The organism is Chryseobacterium sp. PCH239 (assembly GCF_018924625.1).
GTDB lineage: Bacteria > Bacteroidota > Bacteroidia > Flavobacteriales > Weeksellaceae > Chryseobacterium > Chryseobacterium cucumeris.
Genome location: NZ_CP073027.1, coordinates 226,407 through 243,984 on the forward strand (window position 1 = coordinate 226,407; position 17,578 = coordinate 243,984).

At 36.9% G+C, this 17,578-nt stretch carries 17 protein-coding genes; 9 read left to right on the top strand and 8 right to left on the bottom strand.

Features of this window, described 5'->3' with window-relative positions; genetic code table 11:
- The first annotated feature begins 85 nt into the window (after positions 1 to 85).
- The 5 genes from gndA (at position 86) to KBP46_RS01125 (ending at position 6,421) form a co-directional block, all read left to right on the top strand.
- Positions 86 to 1,504, top strand: coding sequence for an NADP-dependent phosphogluconate dehydrogenase (gene gndA / locus KBP46_RS01105; protein ID WP_062675196.1), 1,419 nt, complete (start codon positions 86 to 88; stop codon positions 1,502 to 1,504).
- A gap of 13 nt (positions 1,505 to 1,517) precedes the next feature.
- A complete protein-coding gene (zwf, locus tag KBP46_RS01110; RefSeq protein WP_120232218.1) occupies positions 1,518 to 2,999 on the top strand; it encodes a glucose-6-phosphate dehydrogenase in 1,482 nt (493 codons plus the stop codon).
- Positions 3,000 to 3,027: 28 nt separating this feature from the next.
- Positions 3,028 to 3,738, top strand: a complete 711-nt coding sequence (gene pgl, locus KBP46_RS01115) for a 6-phosphogluconolactonase (protein WP_120231526.1) — start codon at positions 3,028 to 3,030, stop codon at positions 3,736 to 3,738.
- 690 nt (positions 3,739 to 4,428) lie between these two features.
- A complete protein-coding gene (locus tag KBP46_RS01120; protein ID WP_216444422.1) occupies positions 4,429 to 5,067 on the top strand; it encodes a TetR/AcrR family transcriptional regulator in 639 nt (212 codons plus the stop codon).
- A gap of 715 nt (positions 5,068 to 5,782) precedes the next feature.
- Positions 5,783 to 6,421, top strand: coding sequence for a TetR/AcrR family transcriptional regulator (locus KBP46_RS01125; RefSeq protein ID WP_062675193.1), 639 nt, complete (start codon positions 5,783 to 5,785; stop codon positions 6,419 to 6,421).
- Positions 6,422 to 6,484: 63 nt separating this feature from the next.
- Here the strand turns inward: KBP46_RS01125 and KBP46_RS01130 are convergent, their stop codons facing one another.
- The 4 genes from KBP46_RS01130 to KBP46_RS01145 are packed head-to-tail and all read right to left on the bottom strand — an operon-like array spanning position 6,485 to position 12,007.
- Positions 6,485 to 8,011, bottom strand: coding sequence for a peroxidase, FMP-type (locus KBP46_RS01130; RefSeq protein ID WP_216444423.1), 1,527 nt, complete (start codon positions 8,009 to 8,011; stop codon positions 6,485 to 6,487).
- Between the two features lie 18 nt (positions 8,012 to 8,029).
- Positions 8,030 to 9,484 carry a ferritin-like protein gene (locus KBP46_RS01135; RefSeq protein WP_216444424.1) on the bottom strand — a complete coding sequence of 485 codons (1,455 nt, stop codon included), beginning with the start codon at positions 9,482 to 9,484 and terminating at the stop codon, positions 8,030 to 8,032.
- A 4-nt stretch (positions 9,485 to 9,488) separates the two neighbouring features.
- Entirely contained in the window at positions 9,489 to 11,564 is a 2,076-nt protein-coding gene (locus tag KBP46_RS01140; RefSeq protein ID WP_216444425.1) for a GMC oxidoreductase, read from the bottom strand.
- A complete protein-coding gene (locus tag KBP46_RS01145) occupies positions 11,561 to 12,007 on the bottom strand; it encodes a hypothetical protein (RefSeq protein WP_062675189.1) in 447 nt (148 codons plus the stop codon). The genes KBP46_RS01140 and KBP46_RS01145 overlap by 4 nt, the downstream gene beginning before the upstream one ends.
- Positions 12,008 to 12,456: 449 nt before the next feature.
- On the opposite strand from KBP46_RS01145, the gene KBP46_RS23400 reads away from it, so the two are divergent.
- Both KBP46_RS23400 and KBP46_RS23405 read left to right on the top strand, forming a co-directional pair.
- On the top strand, positions 12,457 to 13,059 hold the full coding sequence (locus KBP46_RS23400; RefSeq protein ID WP_253297148.1) for a M20 family metallopeptidase: 603 nt from the start codon (positions 12,457 to 12,459) through the stop codon (positions 13,057 to 13,059).
- A gap of 23 nt (positions 13,060 to 13,082) precedes the next feature.
- On the top strand, positions 13,083 to 13,763 hold the full coding sequence (locus KBP46_RS23405) for a M20/M25/M40 family metallo-hydrolase (RefSeq protein WP_253297149.1): 681 nt from the start codon (positions 13,083 to 13,085) through the stop codon (positions 13,761 to 13,763).
- Here KBP46_RS23405 and KBP46_RS01155 read toward each other — a convergent pair.
- Entirely contained in the window at positions 13,760 to 14,176 is a 417-nt protein-coding gene (locus KBP46_RS01155) for a RidA family protein (protein ID WP_120231519.1), read from the bottom strand. The two genes, KBP46_RS23405 and KBP46_RS01155, sit on opposite strands and share 4 nt — an antisense overlap.
- A 157-nt stretch (positions 14,177 to 14,333) precedes the next feature.
- Complete coding sequence (locus KBP46_RS01160) at positions 14,334 to 14,936, bottom strand: FMN-dependent NADH-azoreductase (RefSeq protein WP_120231518.1); 603 nt, start codon at positions 14,934 to 14,936, stop codon at positions 14,334 to 14,336.
- Between the two features lie 118 nt (positions 14,937 to 15,054).
- On the opposite strand from KBP46_RS01160, the gene KBP46_RS01165 reads away from it, so the two are divergent.
- Complete coding sequence (locus tag KBP46_RS01165; RefSeq protein WP_062675186.1) at positions 15,055 to 15,411, top strand: helix-turn-helix domain-containing protein; 357 nt, start codon at positions 15,055 to 15,057, stop codon at positions 15,409 to 15,411.
- A gap of 110 nt (positions 15,412 to 15,521) precedes the next feature.
- Positions 15,522 to 16,118, top strand: coding sequence for a Crp/Fnr family transcriptional regulator (locus KBP46_RS01170; RefSeq protein ID WP_123279963.1), 597 nt, complete (start codon positions 15,522 to 15,524; stop codon positions 16,116 to 16,118).
- Between the two features lie 29 nt (positions 16,119 to 16,147).
- Here the strand turns inward: KBP46_RS01170 and KBP46_RS01175 are convergent, their stop codons facing one another.
- Together KBP46_RS01175 and KBP46_RS01180 are read right to left on the bottom strand one after the other, a co-directional pair.
- On the bottom strand, positions 16,148 to 16,990 hold the full coding sequence (locus KBP46_RS01175; RefSeq protein WP_216444426.1) for a universal stress protein: 843 nt from the start codon (positions 16,988 to 16,990) through the stop codon (positions 16,148 to 16,150).
- Positions 16,987 to 17,463 (bottom strand): MarR family winged helix-turn-helix transcriptional regulator, encoded by a 477-nt coding sequence (locus KBP46_RS01180; protein ID WP_062675183.1) that lies wholly within the window; start codon positions 17,461 to 17,463, stop codon positions 16,987 to 16,989. Before KBP46_RS01180 ends, KBP46_RS01175 begins: the two co-directional genes overlap by 4 nt.
- Between the last annotated feature and the right edge of the window lie 115 nt (positions 17,464 to 17,578).

Here is a 17,578-nt window from a genome sequence, read left to right on the forward strand (position 1 = left end):
TTTTTATTTCCTTTTATTTTTTTCATAATAGGCATTTCCGTAATTTTATTGTCTGTATAACAAAATTCATATTAATACCAATATAATGGAAAGATATAGTTATGGGATGGTTGGCCTTGGAGTAATGGGGCGGAATCTGCTTTATAATATTGCTGACAACGGGTTTTCAATCGCAGGATTCGACCTTGATCAGGAAAAAGTGAAAGAATTAGAAGGCGGAGCTGCTTCAGAAATGAAGGTAAAAGGTACAGGCTCTTTAGAAGATTTCGTATCCGCACTGGAAGTTCCAAGAAAAATTATTCTTATGGTTCCTGCAGGAAAACCTGTAGATGCTGTGCTGGAAAATATTACCCCACTTTTAAGTGAAGGTGATATCGTGATTGATGCAGGGAATTCTTATTTTGAAGATACCAACAGACGTGTGGCTGATCTGGCATCCAAAAAACTGCATTTTATGGGAATGGGAGTGTCAGGAGGTGAAAAAGGGGCCAGAAAAGGACCAAGTATAATGCCGGGAGGTGATCCGGAAGCCTTCAAACTTCTGAAACCAATGCTGGAAGCTATTGCTGCAAAAGTAGATAACGAAGCATGTACAGCATACATGGGAAAAGGATCTGCCGGAAACTATGTGAAAATGGTACATAACGGTATTGAATATGCAATTATGCAGCTGATCAGTGAAGCCTATGATCTTCTTAAAAGAGGAGCAGGTCTAAATAACGAACAGCTCCATCAGGTTTTCAAAGAATGGAATAATGGTGAAATGAACTCATTCCTTATTGAAATCACCAGAGATATCTTTACCCAAAAAGACTCATTAACAGATAGCTATCTTGTAGATCAGATTTTAGATAAGGCAGGAGCGAAAGGAACAGGGAAATGGACTTCTGAGCAGGCTATGGAAATAGGAGTTTCTATTCCTACTATTGATATTGCTGTAACTTCAAGAATTTTATCTGCCTATAAAACCGAAAGAGTTCAGGCTTCAAAAATATATGCCGATAACGAAATTACAAAGCCGGAAAATACAGAATTATTCATTAAGGAAGTAGGCGATGCGCTTTTCCTTTCTACCTTAATCAGCTATGCACAAGGTTTATCTTTACTGGTAAAAGCATCTGAAGAATACGGCTTTGAAATTCCATTGAAAGATGTTGTGAAAATCTGGAGAGGAGGATGTATTATCCGTTCAGTTTTGCTGGAGAAATTCTATTCTGCTTATACCCAAAACCCTAACCTTTCTAATATTCTGCTTGATAAAGAAATTTCAGAACTGGTAAAATCAAAAATCAAAGCTTTAAGAAAAACAGCAGGATATGCCGTTGCCAACGGAATCTCAAGTTTGGGAATCCAGACGGCTTTGGGATATTTTGATGCCTATACTACAGAATCTCTTCCTGTGAATCTGATCCAGGCTCAGCGTGATTATTTCGGAGCTCATACGTATCAGCGTATTGACAGAGAGGGAGTTTTCCATACTTCTTGGCAAAGTGCAAACAATTAAAAATTCGGAAGAAATGAATCAAAATAGAATCTTGCAGCCAACAACTATCGTTATTTTTGGTGCTACAGGAGATCTGGCAAAAAGAAAACTTTTTCCGGCATTTTATAACTTATATATCGATGGCAGAATGCCCAAAGGCTTTAATATTGTAGCATTGGGAAGGGCAGAAAATACCAACGAAAAATTCAGAAATTATATCAGAGAAAACCTTGAAAGTTTCTCAAGAAAAAAAGTAACTTCTGAAGACTGGGCAGGTTTTCAGGCTCATATTACTTACTTTCAGCATCAGCTGGATGAAGAAAGTTCTTATCAGAATTTACAGCAAAAATTGCAGGATTTTGATTCCGTGTATGGGATAAGAGCAAACAGGTTATTTTACTTATCCATCGGACCTAATTTTATTACCACGATATCCAATCATATCAAAACGACATCATTGGCTTCTGATCCGAAAAGAGATCGAATTATTATTGAAAAACCTTTTGGTCATAATAAACAGTCAGCCATTGAATTGAATAGTCTTTTGGCTAAAACTTTTGAAGAAGAACAGATTTATCGTATCGACCACTATCTGGGGAAAGAAACAGTCCAGAATATATTAGCATTCAGGTTTGGAAACTCAATTTTTGAACCGTTATGGGATCATAAATACATAGAATCTGTACAGATTACAGTAGCGGAAGAAGTTGGGGTAGAGACAAGAGGAGCTTTCTATGAACAGACAGGAGCATTAAGGGATATGATTCAGAACCACCTGTTGCAGATTCTCTGTATGGTGGCTATGGAACCACCGGCTTCATTGCAGTCTGGTGAAATCAGAGACCGGAAAGTTGATGTTCTGAAATCTATCCGTAGAATATCTTCCGATCAGGTTGATCATTATGCGGTAAGAGGTCAGTATGCCAAAGGAATCATAAACGGAGTGGAAGTGAAAGGCTACCGCCAGGAAGATGGAATTGCTTCGGATTCCAATACAGAGACTTTTGCAGCCATAAAATTTTATCTGGATAACGAAAGATGGCAGGATGTTCCTTTCTATGTCCGTACCGGAAAGAAAATGAAAGAAAAGCACTCTTACATTACCATCCAGTTTAAACCGCTTCCTCATTCAACGTTCTCAGACAGTCCGCATCATTTATCAGCAAACAGGCTTATTATTAATATTCAGCCCATGATGGATATCAGGCTGCAGTTCATGACCAAAAAACCTGGACTGACACTGGATTTGAAACCTGCAGAAATGATTTTTGATAATTTTGCCTGTAAAGAAGATACTCCGGAAGCTTATGAAACCTTGTTACAGGATGCTCTTTTAGGAGATCTTACTTTATTTATGCGTTCCGATCAGGTGGAAGAAGCCTGGGATGTTGTCACAACTATCCAGGAAGCCTGGGAAAACAATAAAGATTTATCTTTCCCGAATTATAAAGCAGGAAGCTGGGGGCCGGAAGACGTTAATGCTTTGGTGGAAAGACAAGGGCATAGCTGGGTATAAAACAATATAAATTTAAACAGACAAAAAAATGAATATTACAGTATTTGACGATCTGGAAAAACTGTACAAAAAGGCTGCAGATGCATTTGTTGACCTTTCAAAAAAATCTATTCAGAAAAAAGACCGTTTTGTTGTGGCGTTAAGTGGAGGTTCTTCACCTAAAGCCATTTTCAAATTACTGGCAACACCGGAATATAAAGAACAGATAGAATGGAATAAAGTCTACTTTTTTTGGGTAGATGAAAGATGGGTTCCTTTAAACGATGATAAAAGCAACTTCCGGATGACGGATGAGGCACTTCTTAATCAGGTTCCGGTAGATCAAAATCATATCTTTCCTATGTATGCTGAAGGAATAACTCCTGAAGACTATGCCAAGGCTTATGAGCAGCAGATCAGAACTGTTCTTGGTGATGAAGGTATTTTTGATTTTATCCTGCTGGGAATGGGTGATGACGGTCATACTGCTTCATTATTTCCGGGAGAAGAAGTTTTAAATGAAAAAGAAAAATGGGTGTCTGCCTATTATCTTAAGCCTCAGGAAATGTTCAGAATCACGTTGACTGCTCCTATTATTAATAACGCGGATCATATTCTGGCTATTGCATTTGGTGAATCCAAAAAACATGCGCTGAATGAAGTTTTGAATGGCGAATATAATCCTTCATTATATCCAATGCAGCTTATTGAGAAGAAGGATGGTTTTCAGTTTTTTACAGACGAAAAAGCAAAAAGTTAATATAACTTCTACCTTAAAAAATAAGAGACTGTCCACGGACAGTCTCTCTTCATATCAACTATTCTAATACCGGCTTCCCGGTAAATACAATTTTCTCTACATTAAAACGAAAATAACGTACGCTAAATGAAAACAGCATCATTAGAGAACTCATGACGCTGCAGCATTTAGTGTTTTTACCTTAGTTGCTTTTGTTCGAAATTTTTAATTTTTCCAACTCCAATGGTGCTTCTATGTAAAATGGTTATTAGTTTTGAACAAATATACAAAATAAGACACTTCACAGTGTCTAAAAATTTAAAAAAATGAAAAATATTTTGATCAGCAATTCGAAACCTTAAGAAAACCCTTACGAATACGGCATTATAAGAAAATAATAAAATTGTAAAAAATAGATGGAAGTATATAAAGACGACAAGATGATAAGCGACCGCTAAAAATTTCATCATTACTAAAAGCAACACCATTACATAAATAATGATGCTGCTGAAGTAATGTTTTACCTCAGTATTGAATAGTAAAATACGTATACTGAGGGAACTAACGGTGCAATCTGATCTCTCTCAACCTCACAACTCTGATTGTCTGTTATAAAAATGGTTATTAGTTTATGCAAATATATAAATTTAGACACTAAAAAGTGTCTAAAATGAAAAAAAATTCATAAACTTGTACGATTGAAAGTTTATCATGGAAAGAAAGTCTGTAGCAGGAAGTATACGGAACAAGGAACGCAGTAAAAAAAAGTTTTTGGATGCAGTGGGAAAGATACTGAGAACGAAAGGGTATACTGCCTTGAAAGTGAATAATATTGCTGCTACGGCAGGGGTGGATAAGAAAATGATTTATTCTTATTTTGAAGGTATAGACGGCTTGATTGATGAGTACATCCGGTCACAGGATTACTGGAGCAAAGTAAACATTAAAGAGATTGAAAAAATAAAGCCCAAATTGGATGATGGAGGGAAGTCTTTCATGGAAGAAATGCTTTTATCTCAATTTGACCATGTTTATTCCAGTAAAGAAGCGCAAAAATTCCTTCTTTGGTGTTTATCGGAACCCCGCAAATCTTTAAAAAAACTTACAGAAACTCAGGAAGAAAATAGAGAGCATATTTTTAAACTTTTGATGGATGCACATTTTAAAGATAATGCTGAAGATGTACGCTCTATTGTGGCCATTATGGTTTCAGGACTTTATTACCTGAATATGTTTTCCTCTCTTAATGGAAGTATTTTCTGTGGGATAGATGTCAACACGCCTAAGGGAAGGGATCAGATCAAAAAAGCCATTACTTTCATGTTGCATCATACCTACGAAAATCTCTAGAATTCTTCAATTTGAAAATTAAACTCCCTTTAAAAAAACAAAACCATTAGAAATCTAATGGTCTGTCTATAAGTTGTGTTTCTACCTTAGTTGTTTCGTGTTTGAAATTGTCTTAAAGTATGGGAACTCAATAATACAATTTGATTGTCTTATTTTTCAACCTAATAGTGTTTTAAAATATATAGTTGGTTTTAGTTTGTACAAATATATAAAATAAGACACTGTGTAGTGTGTAAAATGGTGAAAATTTTCTTAATTTTATTTAATGTTTTGAAATTCAGTATTTTATTTTTTGTTGTAAGAGTAAAAATTTCTTTTAATTAATCTTTTTCAATAGGTTTAACCTGTAAATACAACAGAATTTCTATTTTATAGAAAGTATATGCTTCCTAAAAAGAATAAATGGTAAGAAATATCTATAAAAAAGTATTTTATTTAATATCATTCCATTTTTTTGAGTTGAAAAAACAGCATCACTATAGAAAAATGATGCTGTTGGTTGTGTTTTTACCTCAGTCGTTGATGTTCGAAATATTTTAAACTGAGGGAACTAACGATACAATCTGAATAGTTTTTAATTTTTCAACTTCAATAGTGTTTTGTATATAGAATGGTTTTAGTTTTTGCAAATATATACAAATAGATTAAATTAGACACTTGTTGGTGTCTAAAATGATAAAAAAAATCCTTAAACTTGTATATTGAATGTTTAGTCATGGAAAGAAAGTCAGCATCAGGTAGTATTAGGAATAAGGAACGCAGCAAGAAAAAGTTTTTGGATGCCGTAGGAAAAATACTGAAAACGAAGGGATATGCAGGATTGAAGATTAATGATATCGCTGCAACTGCCGGGGTAGATAAGAAAATGATCTATACCTATTTTGGCGGGATGGATGGCCTCATGGACGAATATGTTCGTACCCAGGACTTCTGGGTAAAAGTAACCAGCGAGGAAGTGGAAAAGATGAAACCGAATCTTGAAGATGGAGGCAGAGAATTTATAGAGCATATGCTTCTTTCACAGTTTGATTATGTATACGCCAATAAAGAAGCTCAAAAACTATTGTTGTGGACTATTTCTGAGCCCCGAAAATCATTAAAAAAACTGATTGATACTCAGGAAGAAAATGGAGAATATATCTTCAAATTATTAATGGAATCACGTTTCAAAGATAAAATGGATACCTACCGTTCTATTATGGCCATCATGGTTTCAGGACTGTACTACCTTAATATGTTTGCATCTCTGAATGGCAGCCTTTTCTGTGGTATAGATACCAATACACCTGAAGGACGGGAAAAAATCAAAAAGGCAATATCTTTCATGGTAGAACAGACCCATGATAATCTATAAATCTATTGTAAATAACATAAAAAAAGGGGCAAATTATTGTCCCTTTTTTTATGATACTGTAATCTATCCTTTATGATAAGGGCATCCTGAGGCTGCATCAGAATTTCCGTTGGTATTATAAAACTGTTCTTCAATAACCTTTCTCTGATCCTCAGGAATGTCCTGTATCTTACGAAGGGTATTAACCTGAATGTGAGGCCAGCTTGTAGTACCTCCGTCGTTCCCGAAATCAAATTCAAAGAATACAATTTGTTCATATTGAAGCTGAAGAATTTCTTTTCCATCTTCAATTACTGTTTCAATCCACATATCCATATCCACTTCAACAGTCGGAACGAAACGGTTGACAAAAGGAACATTTAAAACTCCTCCCTGTGCTCCGGTTTTCATTTTGGAAGACATTCTTACATGAACATAATTGCTGACGTGTTGACCTCTTAGCGTATCTCTTAATCTCAAATCAGGGCGCACAGAGTAAGGATATAAATCATCAGCCAGTATCCTCTGGGTATAAATTTTGTTTGAACCCTCATCATTCTTATCGTCTAGAGTTTGATGAACCCACTCAGGCGCTGGTTGATCAAGATCAATGATTTCCTGGGGAGTTACTCCTGCATTACCCATTGTACGTGAAATTGAAAGATGATTGGTTTCCCAGGCCTCTTTACCGTAAGGGAATTGGGGAGAACCTTCAATTAAATAATACGTTTTTTTATCTTTATTTTGAGGGATGATATCTCCAAGCAAAGTAATAGTGCTGCCATGAGGAATTACTCCGCTTCGGGAGATAGAGTAGTCCGGGATAAAATAAGGACCGTCAAGCCCAGCTCCCGGCTTTATTTCCTGTGCCGGAATAATCTCATAATAAGGTTGTCCCGGTTGCAACTGGCTTTGAAGAATATATTGTGGATTGGCTTCTCCGTCTGGTGTTATCCTTAACAAAGGCTCATCTCTGTATTCGCCGGTATATCCATATTTAGCATCCTCTGTTGAAATGGCATGAATACCACGGTCTCTTTCAATAGATTCTTTCGTTGCTGCATGATTATAGACATCACTCAGCCATAGGTACATTCCATTTTCTTCGTGGATAGGTGTATATTTCAGGGCATCTGGCCCTGGGACAGCATTAACACTTTTAATGCTTTGTTCATATTTAACTGCTCCGCAGAAAAGTTCACTGGCACCGCCGCGGTTGCGTACTCCTCCGGGAACGATGGAAAATGTCAGTTTCTCAATATATTCTTCACTGGTAAAAGCAAATTTTCCAGGTATCGTTCCTGGATTGGTTCCGGGGGAAGGCATGATGGTAGTATGTACTCCGCTTGCTAATGATGGTTTTGGAACATCTTTATTGTAATTGACATTATAGCTTACCCAGGTACCCTCCAGTGCAGCCAGAATTCCATAATCTACATTGTTTTCAATGGCCTGCAGCTTGTCTTCTCTGAATGGTCTTACCGGATCATCAATAAGAAGTTTAGAATATCCATCCATTACTTCAGCCAGATTAACTTCCTTTTGACCCGGCATTTTGCGGAATAACTGTTCTCCTCCCGCTTCCGGACTTTCTTTTTTTCTTTTAAGCATGATATATCGTTTTTATGGTTATAGGTTGATGTATTCGAATGTTGGCCCGGCGTTAGTCTGCGCATCCAACGGTTGTTTCATCAGATTAACAGCCTGCTCTTTCAGGGCATACATATACATAATAGATTTTTCCAGTTCTCTCTGATTTCCTTCCACAGCACTTTGAATGGCATCTAATAAACGTCTGTAGGTTTTATTAAACTCAACAGCCTGTGCATGTAATTCTTTATTTTTTACATAGTCTTCCAACTTCGGATTAGGTTTCATAGGATAGGCTTCATTCCAGTCTACAGGAAGGTCTTTTCCTGTGGGTGGAGTTGTTACAGGCATCATTCCGTTTTCATCCATGAAAGGCTCATAGTTTCCTCCCAGATAGAAATGCTCATGGAAAACTTCTTTGAATCTGAAATAATGTGCCAGTTCTACTCCTTCTTCAAACTGGGAGGGGTCAACATCAAAAATAGAATCATCAGCACCTTCACCTTGCCCTTTGATTTCCTGGAAAACAGCAATTACTCCGTCCAAAGCCTCTACAGAATGTAATTTTCCTCCACTTCCGTAATATTGTTCCGGACGGATCTGTTTTGCCGGATTTCCGGTGAAAATTCCTCCGGTATTTAATTCCTCAAAATTTGTCGGAAGTTTTCCATGATCTTTGTAATAAGCAATGATTTGGAAAATAACTATATAGAAGAATAAGATATCATAATATTCACCAATGGTGTGTACATTTTCCATGATGAAATCCTTCATGTTTTCAAGCGTCCAGAAGTTGTTTTCCTGTACGGCAGTTCTTTGAGAATATAATGCAGAAGTGTCCGCTTCGTGATCATATTTCGGAGCTTTTACCAAAGGTTGGCTTGGACTTTCAATCGCAATAAATGTGGCAATGCTGTTGCTTGAGAATGTTTCCAGTCCTACATAGAAATCAACGTTCATCGGTAATTTCATCGGATAAGTAGGATAGTTTTCCTGTTTGTTGACAGAAGGCTGGATGTCAATTGCATTCAGAACATTACAAACCATAATCAGGTGAAGCATCTCTTCTACAGCAACACTTCTGATAATTTGTGAAGCCAGAGCATTAGTCCCATCCTTGATCGAATACAAAGCCGTAAGGTAAGGAGGAATTGTAGAGTGTTCGATAAGAATGGCCGTTTGCAATAGGTCTTGTAAAACCGGTTTATAATCAATTTCTGTTATCCCTCTTTTTAATTCTGAAACTCCAGAACCCAACTCAGATTCCAGATAAGCATTGAAATCTTTGATCTGATCATTAAGCAAAAGATTCGTTAAGGTTTTACTGTGATGTTTTAACCCTTCTATCCAATCTTCTTTGCTCAATGTTGAATCAAATAATAAAGAAGGTAATGAAACGGCTTCAGTAACAACGGCGCTTCTCGCTGCCATTCTTCCTGCGGTTAATAACGTTTCCTGGGGTTGTGCTGTTTTATTGATAAGTCTTTGTCTCATGGTGTTATTTTTTAAGTTGAATTTCAAGATCAGCCAGAATAGATTCTACTGAACGGATCGTGAATGCTGATAAGGTTAAAGTAGGGTTTGAAGTTCCCAGAGTCGTCATATTTCCTGCTCCTACGATATATAAGTTCGGGTGATCCCAGGCTTTACAATAGCTGTTGGTTACAGAATCTTCCGCTTTAGAACCCATTCTGTGAGTTCCTACGATGTGGCCGGCTCCGTTATAAGAATATCTTTCTCCATTGTACACCACAGAATTCTTGTCTTCTGCAGTATATTTTGTGAAATCCTTAATGTTTAATTTGTTAAACATTTGATCGGAAGCTTTTTTTGCCTGCTCCATCGCTTTCATTTCATACTCTGTCAGTTCATAATGAATAACAGGACGGGGAATTCCCATTACATCCAGATATTGATCGTTAATGGTAACTCTGTTATTGGGATTGGGTAACTGTTCTATTTCAAAATGGAATAAAACCTGTTTTGAAAGTCTGTCGGTAAGCTCTTTTCTTAATTCTGCCCCAAAAAGATTCTTTTCGATAAAGTAGGCTACATCTGAGCCTGGAGAAAATGCCGGCCATCCCCATCCCCAATTGTCAAGCGGAGAAATCCATGCTGAGAATTCACCTCTGAAGCCTCCGTCACGGAAAGACGAAATGTTTGTGGTAGAACCAGGGCCTCTGTAAGGATAAACCGGTTCAGGGAAAAGTCCCCAGGTAAGCATTACCATGTGATCCATTAGGTTTCTTCCCACCTGATCACTGCTGTTGGCCGCCGTTTTAACAATATTGTTAACCGTATATTTGGAGTTCAGTAGAATTTTTGGATTTTCAAAAGCATTAGCAGCCAGAATCACGATGGCATCTGAAGTATCAATGGATTCTTCAACAAAATCTGTTTTCTCTTTTGAAGTGTATCTTCTTAAATGAACCTTGGAGATCTTATCTTTATCATTTTGGTCTATGCTTAACCTGTAAACCACACTCTGCGCCTGGATCTGCATGTATGGATTACGCTTAAGATTTTCGTTGTCATTAAGTTTATATAAAGCTTTTTTCAATGTTTTTAAAGCATTATATTTCGCCTGAACAGGGCAGATCGGAACACAGGAAGCATTCCCTTCACAACGTTCTCCCATATAAGGATTCCAAACAGAACCAAGCGCTCTGTATTCTTCTTTTTCAGAGCTGTCTAAAACCAGTTGATATCCGGAATCTTTTGACTCAGCTTTGATGATCTTTGTTTTCCCGTATTTTGGATTCGGAATAGAATTTCTTCCCTGTGGAGAAGGCACCATCATTAAAGGAATCTCTCCGGAACTCAGCTTTACACTTGTCCCTTTAAGTCCCTCAATAATCTTATGATCCATATAACTCTGAGGAATTTCTTCCATCGGAAATACATAGTCTCCATAATATTCTTGCGTCTTCTCTGTAATTGGATACTCCTGTCTTGAAACATCCCCGGAAACCCCGATTTCAAACTCAGCCATCTCATAATAAGGCCTTAATTCTTCATAACTTATCGGCCAGTCGACAGGGGTTTTCTCATCAGAATCTGGTTTTGGAATCTTGATACCATATTTTTCGGTAAGTTTAAAATCGTTGGGAAGCATTCTGGGTGTAGTTCCCAGCCAGTGAAGGGTTGTTCCTCCACCTACTCTTATCGCATCACTAGCAAAGGGCATTGGTCCAAATTGTACAAGATATCCTTTTTTATCTGGATAAGGCTGAACAATGTGTTCCATATCCAGAACGTTGGGAGAAGGAGCCTGCTTTAAGTTAGGATAAGGAGAGTTGGGAACTTTGGCTTCCTCTCTGTAAAAAGTACGGATATATTCATTATAAGTGGTCATTGAGGATACGGAATCCAGCTCAATACCAGCCTCCAGGCCAGCTTCATACATTAGGATTGATATTTCCCTGATGTTATCGGATTTTCCGGCATCTGCACGATGGACCATTTTTCCTTTGGTTATGTCAAATACATGATCGGATAATAGCTTTGCGATCAATGATCCTGCGATCCCCGTTCCTACGATGATCACATCTTTTTTGTTGGTAGTCTGGCTCATGAGTTGCTGTTTACAGGTTTAATATTCCATGATTTATATCCCGGCTGCTTGGCTCCCGGAGGATGGGAGTGCATCAGATTCCATACAAGCCCTTCCTTATAAGAGAGATCATTGATATAGGCTCCTTCCCAGGTTCCCAGATACCACATAGTGATTACTTTTCCGGCAATGTCATTCATTCCCGGGTTGCTGATAATTTCAGATTGAATGGCCTTTTTTAATTCCTCTTCACCGGAAGAACTTTCAAGGATATTTTTAGAAACGGTAAGGAATTCTACGAAGGTTGCTGCTTCCAGGCTTTTTAAAACATAAGTGTAATACGTTTCTGCAAGCCCTGTTGATTGTAGTTCGTTTACCGTAAATCCGGCAAGTGCTTCCGAGATAGACATAAACACGTCGAAATAATAATCGTCGACGTTGAGAATTTTGTTAATAATATTCATTTCGTGAAAAATTTGGGGTTAGATATCTTCATCTCCTTTTAAATGGAGGTTATCATGCCGATCGATCTACAGTTGCAGGATTCTTCAGGTAGCACCTCTTTTTCAGAAATGATTGAATGTATTTCAAGCGATCCATAGTTATCAATTTTGTTTATTCGAAATTAATCAGAACTCAGCAGATGAGATTCAGTATTTCTACGTAATTTGTGCTTATTTAAATTTACTTTTTTGTAAAAAAACCTTTCTATTAAGCTGTTTCAAGAGGTTTTGTTTTCACATAGTTTAGAATTATTTTAAATAATGTGGTATTGAATAGAGAATTAGATTTCACTGTTGGTAAAGTCAATATTCTAAAAAACAATAATAAATTGATGATCAGAATGTAACGAAAGTGAAACGGCAAATGTCTAATCTGTATAATTGAACTTTTTACCCAATTATCACTGGCCATGAAAAAAATTACCGTAACTTTATTATGCTTTGCTTCCTCTGTTTTGCCCGCACAAGGATTTAATACCAAAAAAGAAGAAGCTATTCTTTTCAAAAATTTGAATGAACAAACAGTTCATCAGTCTATTCAAAAGGAAACAGATAAGATATTCAATAAGTTGGTGAATATCAGACGGGATTTTCATGAAAACCCGGAGTTGGCAGGGAAGGAGAATCAAACTCAGGAAAAAATTAAAAAATATCTCCTGGATCTTGGAATGGAAGTTCAAACAGATACGTACGGACATAGTGTTGTAGGAACTCTGAAAGGAGATAAAAAAGGTAGAAAAATTGCCTGGAGATCCGATATGGATGCCCTTCCGAATGATTATCCCGATCCTGAAACTTTCAAATCAACAATAAAAGGAATTCAGCATGGTTGTGGTCATGATATCCATATGGCGATTGGATTAGGAATTGCTGAGGTTCTTGCAAAAAATAAGCAATCATTAAAAGGAACCGTCTATTTTATATTCCAGCCCGAAGAGGAAACTTTCAAAGGAGCAAAAGAAATGCTTCATAATGGATTACTTTCCAGAATAGATCCTACGGGTTGCATGTGACTGCTACACCAGTCGGGCAAATTATGGTGAAGGCCAATGAAATGTTTGCTTATCAGAAAAAAATAAGAATTCAGCTAAAAAACGGATTATCAGAAGACGAGCTCAACGGCCTGGGAAAAAAGATCAGCAATTCGTTATTCCGGACTTCTAACGGAGGCAAACCCTGGGAATTACAATCTATCGTAGATCCTAAAACAGGATTGACAAATCCTGATACCATTTTTAAAGATTATCTGTTCACAGACGGAAAATTCAATAGTTATTCCAAAAATAACGAGTCTTTTCTTGAAACTTACCTGTATGAGACGAATTCCTTTAATTTGGACAAAATAATTCCTACCGTTCAAAAAATTATTCAAGACAGCGGATATAAAGATCATCTTCTTTCCGTTTCATTTGTCCAGGGAAATCCAACTGTTGTTAATGATGAAAAACTGACCCGTTCATCAACAGAAATACTTCGGAATCTGTATGGCAAAAATGCAGTTGCTCCGGATTATGGTCAGGTTCCGTTTTTTAATGATGATTTTTCTTATTTTCAAGAAAAAATCCCAGGAGTATATTTCTTCCTGGGTGGTTCCAATTTTGAAAAAGGCGTGATCGCCATGAATCATTCTCCCAATTTTCAGGTGGATGAAGAAAGTATCAGAACGGGAGTTAAAAGTTTTGCATCCTTAATCGTTGAGCGTCTTAACAGAAACTAATTTTTCACCGCAATGGCATCAATCTCAAACAACATTCCGGGTAGAGCCAGTTGACTTACAGGAATAAGAGTACTGGTTGGCAGCCATGAAGACGTCCATGTCTTTTTAGCTTCCTCTGCCCATATCTCAAGTTTTTCCTGATTGTGGTCTACAATAAGCAAGGTGATTTTAATAACATTTTCAAATTTCATTGAATGGCTCTGTAAAACGATCTGTAAATTTTTTAAAGCATCCTGAACCTGAGTTTTGAAGTCGGCTGCCAATACATGATTTTCACCTACACCGCCGCTCTGTCCGGATATAAAACACATTCTGGAAGGAGATTCCACAGAAATACTGTGAGAAAAACCATAAGGACCGGGATTAAATAGCCCGGTAGGATTAATCAGTTTCGGTTGTTTATTATTTTCCATAATCTTTCATTTAATAAAGTAAAAGTGAGAGAAAAAAATCGGAAAAGTCTTTACATATGTTGAGAAAAATATTCTTTTAATTCTGTAAATATCGCTTGCATTGATCATGAGATTCCAATACAAAAAATGCTGTTCAGAGGAACAGCATTTTTAATTTTTACTCTACAACAATACTTTCAATTCCTTTCTGCAGAGCGGTATCCTGAATAACCGGAACAGAAAGCCCTTCTGCACGGACAACAGAAATGTCCGTCATTCCCATAAACCCAAGAGTTTTTTCTAAGTAAGGAACTACAAAATCATAGGCCTGTCTTTCCCCCTCAGAATAAACTCCTCCACTCGAAAAAGCAAGATATACTTTCTTATTTTTTACAAGACCTTCAGGACCATTTTCACTATAGCTGAATGTTTTTCCTGCTCTGGCGATATGATCGAGCCATGATTTCAATGTTGAAGTAATACTGAAGTTGTATAGAGGAGCTTCAATAATGATAATATCAGCCTCAAGCAATTCATCAATGACGGTATCCGAAAGTTTTACTGTTTCCAACTGCTCAGAAGTACGGTTTTCAGCTGGAGTGAAAAATGCATTGATATGCGTTTCTTCTAAATGAGGAAAAAGAGGATTGGCCAAATCACGTTTCTTTAAAACACGGTCAGGATATTTGTCCGTAATTTTTTCTACAACAGCATTTCCCAGCTTTTTACTGATGGATGACTCGCTTCTTGGGCTTGAAGTAATATGAAGTACTCGTTTCATTTTTTTATTTTTTTTAAAATTGATGTTTCAAAATTATCTATATTTACTAATAAAAAGATAGTAGTTACCAAAAGGTTAGTGATAACATTTAGGTTAGTAATCAGTGAAAACAGAAACAATGGAAGAAGAAAAAATAGTGTATTCAAGGCCGCAATGCAGTAATCATCTGTCTGCTACAGAGGATGCTTTGTATGTTTTGGGAGGTAGATGGACCATCCGGGTGATGATTGCTATTCTGGGTGGACATACACGCTTCAATGAACTCCAAAGAACCATCAGTGGCATTTCAGCAAGAGTATTATCCAGTGAATTAAAAAAACTGGAGGTTAATCATTTGGTTGAAAGAACCGTTATCACAGACCAGAAGCCGGTGTTGGTAGAATATGTTCCCACGGAATACAGCGAGTCATTGAAAGATGTGATTGCAGCACTGGCAGATTGGGGCGCAAAACATAAAAAGAAAATTACAGCCTGATAAGTGGGTAGAAGAGTGGTGTTGAAATTAGAAATACTGTGTTTTTGTGGTATTTGATAAGTTGTAGCATTGCTTGCACTTTAAGTATTTTTGCTCAAATTAGTAACAAGATGGTCATAAGCGAAGATTTATTATTTTCTCACGAAGCCACTCTGGAAAATTATGAAGCAGGAGATGCTGTTTTTCAGGAAGGTACTGCAGCGAAATATTATTTCCAGATCAGACAAGGCACCGTGAAACTGAATACGTTTTTGGAAGACGGAAAAGAATTTGTTCATGGGTTCCCCTTTGACGGGCATTGCATTGGTGAAAGCTATTTATTTACTGATCATCATTATGCCATTAATGCCATTGCTGTGACCCATTGTGAAATTATTAAAATTTCCAAAACCAAAGTTCTCGAAATACTGCTGGAAAAGCCTGAATTAATACTTGAGATTAATAAATATATGGCTGACAGAATGCATTTCAGGTTTATGATTTCCAGTTTTCTGGCCATTTCAGATCCTATCGTAAAGCTGATGAAGCTTTTTGATCATATTAAAAAATATTTCGGATTTGAAGAACCTTATTCATTTCTGGTTCCCTATACCAGACAGCAAATCGCAACCTTAACCGGTCTTCGGGTGGAGACGGTGATCCGGTATGTCAAGAAAATGGAAGAGCAGAAAATGGTTAAAATTGAAAGTACTAAAATTTATTATTAGCTTTCCGTTATTCACTTTCCGTTAGATTATTATTTTAAAATTAAAACAGGCTGATGGGTATTCTGGTAAATTCCCTCGGAAATACTTCTGCTTGCCAGATAGTACAAAAAGCTGTGTTTACCGGGCAGTGCTATAATAAGGTCTGCTTTATCGGATGCTGCAAAGTTAAGGATACCCCTGATAATATTTTCATCATGAGAATAATGAATGCTGCTTGGAATCTCTGTTAAATGTTCGCGGATATAATCTTCCAGTTCCTTTTTCTGGCTTTCGTCCTCTTTTTCGCGGCTATTGATATTTAAAAATGAAAGACGAACATCTTGTTTGTGAATAACAGATTTGTGATGAAACAGTCTTTCCAATCTTTTAATACCCTTGATATCACAAGGAATAAATATATTCTTAACAGGAGTATAATGATAGCTGTGCGGTACAATTAGTGTTTTTACAGGGCTTGTTCTGGCAATACTAATAATATGCTCCGAAACAAAACTCTCAGTGGTAGAAGTCTGATCATCACTTCCCAGAATAATCAGTTCTACAGACGGCTCATTTTTTAAAAGCTCATTAATACTTCTGGTTAATGTCCAGTCACTCAATACCTTGGAAACCTTTATTTCTGGTGATTTTTCAGCGACAATTTTCATCAGCTGAGCGAATAGCAATTCTGTCCTTTGCAAGAGATTATTCACACTTTCTTCATTCACAAATGAATGCCCTTCTGCGATATGCAGATAATCAAATTCAGATTCTCCTGCGGTTTTGAGCAGGATAATATTTTGATATTCGTAGGCTTTTGCCCAATCTGCTGCAATTCTTACTGCATTTTCCGTAGTTGATGTAAAATCAACAGGTACAAGGATTGTTCTCATATTGTATGATGTTTTGGTCCTGATTCTTCCAGGTTTGCGGTCATTTTTTTTACCAAAAGCAGAGCTTTGATGATTTCTTCTTCCTGAATGTCATCAGCTGCCTTTTTATAAAGATCCAATGCCCAGGGATAAACAGTTTCTACAATCTGTTTACCTTTTGGAGTTAAAAAGATCTGTTTATTTCTGCGGTCATTTCTATCAGCTATCCGTTCAACAAGATTTCGTTTGACAAGACTGTTGATAAGATAAGTAATACTTGACTTGTCTTTGCTTACTTTGTTTCCTATTTCCTGCTGGTTGATACCACAATTTCTTGATAGCAAGCCGAGGATTTCAATCAGTTCAAAAGACAAATCCGAATCATATTCATTAATAATGGTCTGAATTTTCTGTCGAAGACGGCTTTTCATTTCACTCATGGCAAGGCCAAGTTCCAAAGCAAGTTCTGATATGTTATTCTGTTTTACGGACATCCTTTTATAATGATATAGGAGGCTAAAGCGCCTTTCCAAAGGGTTTTTAGCATGACTTATTATAACAAATATACGAAAAATTAGTTTTAATTGAAACTAATTAATTATGAAATAT